General features: G+C 27.4%; 7 protein-coding genes. 3 read left to right on the top strand and 4 right to left on the bottom strand.

Translation table 11 applies throughout. From position 1 onward, the window contains the following. The first annotated feature begins 147 nt into the window (after window positions 1-147). Together B5D11_RS12380 and B5D11_RS12375 are read left to right on the top strand one after the other, a co-directional pair. Window positions 148-1029, top strand: a complete 882-nt coding sequence (locus B5D11_RS12380; protein ID WP_242942298.1) for a diguanylate cyclase — start codon at window positions 148-150, stop codon at window positions 1027-1029. A gap of 394 nt (window positions 1030-1423) precedes the next feature. After that, on the top strand, window positions 1424-1873 hold the full coding sequence (locus tag B5D11_RS12375) for a hypothetical protein (protein ID WP_078683317.1): 450 nt from the start codon (window positions 1424-1426) through the stop codon (window positions 1871-1873). Window positions 1874-1938: 65 nt separating this feature from the next. Here the strand turns inward: B5D11_RS12375 and B5D11_RS12370 are convergent, their stop codons facing one another. From B5D11_RS12370 to B5D11_RS12755, 4 genes are all read right to left on the bottom strand, one after another. Then, window positions 1939-2805, bottom strand: a complete 867-nt coding sequence (locus B5D11_RS12370; protein WP_143327712.1) for a hypothetical protein — start codon at window positions 2803-2805, stop codon at window positions 1939-1941. A gap of 43 nt (window positions 2806-2848) precedes the next feature. Further along, window positions 2849-4651: an AlwI family type II restriction endonuclease gene (locus B5D11_RS12365; protein WP_242942297.1), complete on the bottom strand. Its 1803-nt coding sequence runs from the start codon at window positions 4649-4651 to the stop codon at window positions 2849-2851. Window positions 4652-4731: 80 nt separating this feature from the next. Next, window positions 4732-5646: a DNA adenine methylase gene (locus B5D11_RS12760; protein ID WP_078683314.1), complete on the bottom strand. Its 915-nt coding sequence runs from the start codon at window positions 5644-5646 to the stop codon at window positions 4732-4734. After that, window positions 5631-6869, bottom strand: a complete 1239-nt coding sequence (locus B5D11_RS12755) for a DNA adenine methylase (protein ID WP_078683313.1) — start codon at window positions 6867-6869, stop codon at window positions 5631-5633. The genes B5D11_RS12760 and B5D11_RS12755 overlap by 16 nt, the downstream gene beginning before the upstream one ends. A 725-nt stretch (window positions 6870-7594) precedes the next feature. Here B5D11_RS12755 and B5D11_RS12350 point away from each other — a divergent pair. Further along, window positions 7595-8080: a hypothetical protein gene (locus tag B5D11_RS12350; protein ID WP_078683312.1), complete on the top strand. Its 486-nt coding sequence runs from the start codon at window positions 7595-7597 to the stop codon at window positions 8078-8080. The last annotated feature ends 81 nt before the right edge of the window (window positions 8081-8161 follow it).

The raw sequence follows: 8161 nt of genomic DNA, 5'->3' as shown, positions 1-8161 counted from the left end.
ATTGGATATTTAACTCCCCAAAAATGTGAAGATTTGCCTAGAAAAATCTCATAAAAAGTTCAACTTTTTGTGTCTAAGATATTGACATAGATCCATAGAAAAGTATCTTCTAATATAAATTAATGTGTTGGAGGTACTACATTGAATATGGAGAAATTTGCTATAAATAATGTTATTCGAATCATACTTAATCAAAATCAACAGATATTACACACTAATATTAATTGGGTTGAAACCAATAGTTATTTGGATAAATTAGTTGTATTAGATAATTTAGCAGATAATATATCCGTGCAATATTGTATAGAGAATCACCATGTTGTAATAGACAGGTTTATTTTTAATAATCAGCCTCATTATTTGATTATAATTGCTATAAGAAATGACTGTAGTAGTTGTACTAAGGTTTTTAAGGATGAGGTAACAGGATTATTTAATAGAAACTTTTTAAAGCATATAGCGGAAGATAAGATATATTATTCAAAACCCGCATATTTATCTCTAATACTAGTTGATATTGATAATTTAAAGGAAATCAATGATACGCATGGGCATCTTGCAGGTGATAAGGCAATTAAAATTATTGGACATGCTATTAGAAGTTGTATTAGAAAAGGAAACGATATAGCGGTTAGATTTGGAGGAGATGAATTTATAATTTTACTTTCCAATCAAGATAGAAAGGCTGCTGAAAAAGTTATTAGAAGAATTAAAGAAGAAATCGCAAAAGAGGAAAGTATGAATATTGGAATTAGCGTGGGGATAGCCTGTAACCATCATGAATTGAATATGGAGGAAATAATAAGGATGGCAGATGAAGAATTATATAAGGAAAAGGAAATTAAAAAAGGACAAAAAGAACAGAATGGCAAGGTTAGTGATTTAGCAAAGGAGATTATAAAAGTTAAAGATGAACTAAATAGAAAAGTCATTGAGAATAACAAGATACTTAATAATACAGAGATAATAGAAATAAGTCAGAAGTTAGATGGACTTATTATAAAATATTTAGAAATTGACAATGATTAAAAATTTTTTGTCGCATAGAAACCTATTAAAACCCTTGTATCTTTGCCTTTTACTTTGATTTCGCTAATATACATATATTGTATAGGTTTGGATTTAAGGAGAGAAGGATTAAGTATATAAAACTTAGTATGGATACTCAATTACATATAGATTATTCAATTCTAATTGTGGTTTAAATATAGCATGTCTTTCTTACAGAACTGTCTACTTTTAAAGTAGGCAGTTTTTTAGTGCTAAGTTTTAGATAAATGTCCATTGGTAGGAAATAAAAATATTTTCTTTTAAAACTAAACTAAAAAATAGAACTAAGAACTTATGTAAAATCGGACCAGATAGTTTTTTGTGTGTTATGCTCAAAAATAGATAATAAGCACAATTTTGGAGGTGTATATTCATGATTAATTATGAAAAAATTAAAAATGTCTTAGAAAATATAGATATTAGAGAAGTTGTTAAGGAAGCATATTATGCTACTTGTTGGAATGAATGTAGAGGTACAACTCAGATTAATCTTCATACAGGAGAAATAAGTGGTGCTACCTATACAACAGAGCAATTTGATGAAGATTATGACGATTTTATGGATTTATATACCGTCGACTCATGTACAGAATATTCAAGAGAAGAATTATTTTATGATATAGAACATGAAATACCTAAAGGTATGGATGAGTATGAATACTGTAAACAAAATAAAATTAGTATTGATGAGTTAAAAATAGATTGGTTAACATTTTATGCTGAAGATGACAATATTAGAGACCAGTGGCTTGAAGAAATAGAAAAAAGAGAAAAAGAAAGTGAAGAGTCAAATTGCAATTATTTCCAATATTATTTAGATTGATAGTAACAAAACTGACAGAGAACCAAAATGGTCTCTGTCAGTTTATTAGAAAAATAACTGACAAATCATCTAGAATATTTTATAATTTTAATGTCGGTTACCGAATTTGGATATACTAGAATTTCCTTTTCAGGGTCAGAGTCCCCATCTTCGTAGTATTCCTTATCGAATATAGCAATAATGTCTTTAATATGTACCCTTCCAGATAGAATAACCCCTTTTTCTTCAAAACGAGAAGCAAAAAACTTAGCGATTTTTATATCTGTAGTCCAAGATATTGCGCCTTCACCAGTAGAAGATAAACTTTCTTGCCCACGATAAACATTAATATATTCGTTTTTTACTATGCTGTAATCTTTTCTTTTATCAATAATGTATTTAGGTATCATTGATGCAATATTTTTGATATCTTCTGTACTAAAATAAGTTTGGGGATATTCACACTCTTTATATATTCTCAAAAAATTAAAATGTTTTTCATCGCTTGACATCTTATCAAAAAATATTCCATATAACAGTGGATAAAGTTTTTTGTCAATAATAGGGAAATATATTTCGCCTTTTTCATAATTTCTTAAATAATTTTCTATTGTAATAGTAAATTCTCTTTTGTAGTAATCATATTGAGTTTCTTCCACGCTAACATTTGGATTACGCAATAGTTCCATAACTGATGGTTGATGCATTTTTTCTTTATTGATAAGTGAATAATTAATCATATTAAGAAAAGTACCATCAAAATAATAAGGAACATCATTAGATAATGAAGAAGTGTCAATATAAATATTGTCTGTATTTAATTTACAGTCTTTGATGAAATTAATAATTTTATCTATATCTTGTTTAGTTATTCTAGTTTTTTTGCAATCGCTTAATTTATAAATTCCATGATATGCGTTAATATCCTTTATCATCTTTGGTGTTCCTTTCATTTTATTTTTATAAAGTTTATCAAATATGAAATTTAAGATTAACCTAGTTAATTGAGATTTGATTGCTCCAATTTTCAATAATGTTATCAAAAGTCTGTATCCACTTAGTGCTATCCATATGTTTTTCTGATTCATTATGTAATTTATCGAGTAAATCTTTTATATTATTTTGTTTAATACGTAAATTGCAGTTATTATTTAATTCAATAACTTTTTGAAGGATTGTTACATATTGATTAATAGCAAGTGGTATTATTTTTTGTTTTTTGCCTTCATAACCTAATTTAATTCCCATCCAAAAAGTATTTAATGTATCTCTATGAATAATTGGAGCAATGAACAAACAGTAGTTATCTTTGTCTAAGTTTTTATCTTCAAAATCCCGTAAATGACGCATTACAGGCTGTCCTTCAGCATACCATTGATTACGTCCTTTTAGAAGTGTTACTTCTGAAATCATATTAAAATCATCGTAATAACACTCAATATCAGGTTTATCCCCTGAAGCAGTAAAAGTAGGCATATTATCATCCGCTACCGAATAGTTTGGCATTATTTCAAGTGCGTCATCTAAGGCAATAAGTGTTTGTGCTATATAATATTCGAGATTTAACGGGTCCTGTCCAGAAACAGTTCTTCGTCTATTAGCAAGAGTATTTAATTCTTGAATATAGTTAGGCATATTACTAAGATTTCTTTCTTGTAATATCATGTAATCAGTATTAAGAATTTTAATAATTGTTCTTAATTGATTTATTTCTGTATTAAATTCATTTGGAGATTTATATTTCGCTCTAACAAGGCTAAATTTGTGTAGACTTTGCCCTTTATAATTCTGTTCAATAAGGTTTTGTAGGTTAATAGCAGTATCTAATAAATTATTATATACTTTCTCTAGGGATTCTAAATCTTCCCAAGGTAAAACTGGTTGGTTTATATCAGCCATATATTCTAAATAATTATGTATGTTTTCAAAGTGTTTTGCACTTCCATCGTATGTATTTAATATCTTTTGTATCTCAACTGCTCTTGTTGGCGATAAATCAATATACCTTCCAGCACCACGATAATACAAAAGATTTGTCTGTCTAAAGTAACGAATTGCAGAATCCCCATAGTCATATAAGTTATTTATTTTTTTAGTTATATTGTATTCATCATCTTTATCTAGTTCAAAAACTTTAATTACTATTTCTCTGAAATAATTATCTATAAAAACTCTTGCGTCATTTGCATTTAATGACCTAACTGTTTTTCTAAAACTTATAATGTTTTCTGTAGTTTTTTCTATATCATTATAATGAGTTAAAATAGGGATAAAAAGTGCAAACTCTTCTTTATTTACACCAACAGGTTTATACCCCTCGTTACTCCATAATTCATTTACTTTATTAATTACATGTAATGTAGCAATAAATGGATTGATATTAAAACCTTTATATCCAGATTCGGCAGGGTTAGGAAGTTGCCACTTTAAACAATATCGCAAAAATATATTTTCATAGTTAGGAGAACCAGATAAAATCTCTCTTCCTAATGGTGTAATAGTAACAGTACCAATTGCTTCTCTTGCTAAAGCCATTCCCATTTTATTTAAATTTCCAACGGCAGTCCTACCACGAAATGCATATATCTGTTCCTGATTATCATACTGTGAATTTTCATAGTGAACTAAACCTAATATTTGTTCAAGTTCTTCATCAGTAAATTCTTCAGGTTCTTCAAATTTAGTTGTGATGTCGGAGGGTAAACCCATTGGTTTGTAATTTTTTGTTTGAATTAATCTTTTAAAAAATGCGGCTTGAATTTCTTCTGTAAAAACTTCTCCTTCAAATTCTTGAAGCACTCGCAAGAAAGGAACATTTCTCTCTGGATTTCTAATTGTTGTGCTTAAACTCCAGCATTTAGGCATGTTTTTATCCCCCTTTAATAATTTGTAATCAACACTTCAATACTCTTATTAGTTCTATCTTTAATCTGATAGTTTGAATTGTTGTAACTGTGATTTAAGTAATGTACATTATATTTTTTACTCCACTCCTTTAATATATCGTTACTTCTACCTTTATTCTCCAATACATTGGATAAAGCAAACCTAATACCTCTATTATTTAAAGAATCTAATAAAGTTAATAATTTAATTTCATTATCTTCAGTCCATGAATTTTGCTCATTGTAAGTAGCACATGTAATAAGGTAAGGCGGATCAGCATAAACAAAATCGTTTTTACCTAATCTGCTATAATCGTAATTATTAAAATCCATACATATAAATTCAATATTAAAATTATGTAATCTTTCTATAAAACTCAAAAGATTATTTTTGATATTTTCATTAAAATCTCTTTTTCCTACAGGTATATTAAAATCACCTTTAGCATTGAATCGTATTTGATTATTAAATGAATAGACAATAAGGGTGTAGAGTAGAATATAATATTCTACCCCTTCTTTATCAGTCATTTTGTTTAAATAATTTCTTAAGTTTAAGAAATTATTTTTATTAACTTTTGCTAATCCATCAGAACTATTGGTATTATAATAATCATAACCATGTCTAGAAGTATCACTCAAATTAAATTCATAAATAGTATCTTTAATTTTTGTAATTATAAGTTCTGAGTTTAGTTCCTTAAAAATTTTCATGAGATTTATAATCACATTTGATTTATCTATTGCAATTATTTTATTTGCGTTAACATTAATACCTACATTACATCCACCACAAAATAAATCTATCATTATATTAATATCATTAGGAAACAAAGGGAGTATTTGACTTAATAATCTAAACTTACCACCTGTATAGTTAAGTGGAGACTTTATTAATTTACTTTGCATAAAAACAATCTCTCCTTATGTTCTTCTATAGTTGCTTTCCCTGTAGTGAAGTATTTATAATCTGTATTAAAGATTTTGACTGTTCCTTTGGATTGTAGCGTTTCAATTATTTCATCATCACTTATTTTAGCATTAGAACGTCCATTACCTTTTTGGGCCATATTATTATAGGATACAATTATATATTTACAATCACAATTATCAATTAAATCTTTAAATACAAGTGGTGCTTTTTTTGTACAATATGCACTTTTAATATCACTTCTATCAACCATTTTTCTTGCCACACCAGTAACCTCTGGCTTTTCCCATCTTGCAACATTTTCAAGTAAATGATAAGAATCAGAATACTGTCGTGAATTATATGGTGTATCAATATATATTATGTCTGCCTTGATTTTTCTTACAAGTAAGTTAGCGTCTTCTCTATAAAACTCATTATCCTTATTACAATTATCTTTAATGCTTGGTAATAGTAATTTAATTGGTGTTGCACCACTATCTATAGTCTTACGAAATGCATCATAGTGTCCACAAGTATTTGCTACTTTGTCCATGGCGTATAATAATGAAGTAATTAAAATACTTTTTTCTCTATGATTAATAATATCATTATCAGACCATTGCTCAATCTTTTCTCTAATTTCCCCAATTTTTAATGCATTTTTATAACTAAAGTATGTATCACCAAAATTTATTGAAAAGTAATTATCATTTTCAGGTCTAATATTATTTAATTCATTAATAAAATTCTTAATTTTTGTTTTATCATATGATTCATTAGAAAAAAAAGTATGATAGGAAATATAGTTACTATAAAGAATATCATTTACGATAACTTTAGTATTTGCAGTATTAAATGCATCTGCAACTACACCTGTTCCACCAAAGATATCAGCAAAAGTTGTGTAGGGTTCACATTCATTTTTTATTACTTTTTTAATAAAGGGTATTAATTTGTGCTTACTACCCAAATATCTACGATTATGAATATGAAAAATTTTATTTGTTGTTTTTCTATTCAAATTGGCTTCATTATTTTTTTCCTTATTTCTCTCAATAATATCTGAAATTTCATCTATATGTTGTTCTTCCCAAATCCTCCAACCTCGCCAATCAGTATTTGGTCTAGTAATTAGATTACTATTTATCCAGTTGTATAGAGTTTGCCTAGATATGCCAAAATGTTCTAATATATCTTTTGTTTGATAGGTTGTACTCATGTTAGTGTTAATCCTCCTTTGCAACTTAGGCATCATATATATTTTACTATTTAGTATATCATATTATCTTGAAAATTAATATAGGTAAAATAATATTTTTATAGTGCAGAAAAAGCATATGCTAATTAATGAACTATAAAGTTTGAGTTTTAAAAATAAATATTACCTTATTTTTAAAACAAGAATGTGGCTCTAGTATCCTGTTAAGGCTTTAGATGAAGATATTAATATTCCTAAATCATATATGATTTTTATGTTCTGGGCGAAAACGAGATAAGATACAGCAAATACAGAAGTATGCAGGAGTTATATAAAAATTTGAAAATACAAATGGAAGAAATAGATTGGAGAAATATGATACACTAATTAACCTGTTTATCCCATGTATAGAGAAGATATATATTTTGCTAAATTTTTATTTATATGATTACTAGTTGCAGAGAATGTGGCTATAGAGAATTACAAAAATATATAGAATAGGATTAAAGCCTATAGGCTATGACACAGATATTGAACTAAAAAAACTTAAAGGATTATAAATATTTAAGACTTGATGAATAATTAAATATATTGAAGAAAGTAACAAATTGCGCTATTATTTTAATAAGTCGCAAGTGATATAACACGGATGAGAGCATATTTTCTTTTACTGCTAGGTATTGTCCTGGAATAAGGTAGAGGAGAATATGCTCTTTTTTTGAAATTATAAGGAGATGAGGTAACCGATGCTTACATTTAAAGATTTTGCTAGTAGAATTACTTTTGATTTAAATAAGGAATTCACTAAAGCATATATACAAGGAAAGTATATTGTTGTAGAATGGGAGCCAACTAATATGTCACTGCCAATTGATACTATGTATCAGGAATATCAAATGAATTGGAATTATGAAGAAACTCTGAAAACATATATTGAGATTAGTAGAACAATTCTGGGACAATATGAATTCAAAATTGATTATGATAATGTATTCCCGATACTAAAGAGTAAAGAATTTGGATTAAAGGATAATAATTTAAGTTTTTACAATGAAGATGCCTTTGAGGATATCAATGCTTTTTATGTTTCAGACATGAATGAAGTTTTCCGATTTGTATTACGCACAGATGATGTAGATTTTAATAAGTTAAAGAAGAGAGCATGGGAAAATCTTAATAAGTTGACTAATGTATTGGTTAAAATGGACAAATCATTAGTGGTGTTAGTATAATATTGTAGACACAGAAAGCCGAACACATTAAAATATAAATAAGATAAGGATGTGTTATAAATGGCAAGAGGTCAAAAACAA

The sequence above is a fragment of the Clostridium sp. USBA 49 genome, from assembly GCF_900167505.1.
Lineage (GTDB): Bacteria > Bacillota > Clostridia > Clostridiales > Clostridiaceae > Clostridium_AT > Clostridium_AT prolinivorans.
Note: the sequence above shows the minus strand (reverse complement) of the source record. Positions and strands in the feature narration are given on the sequence as shown.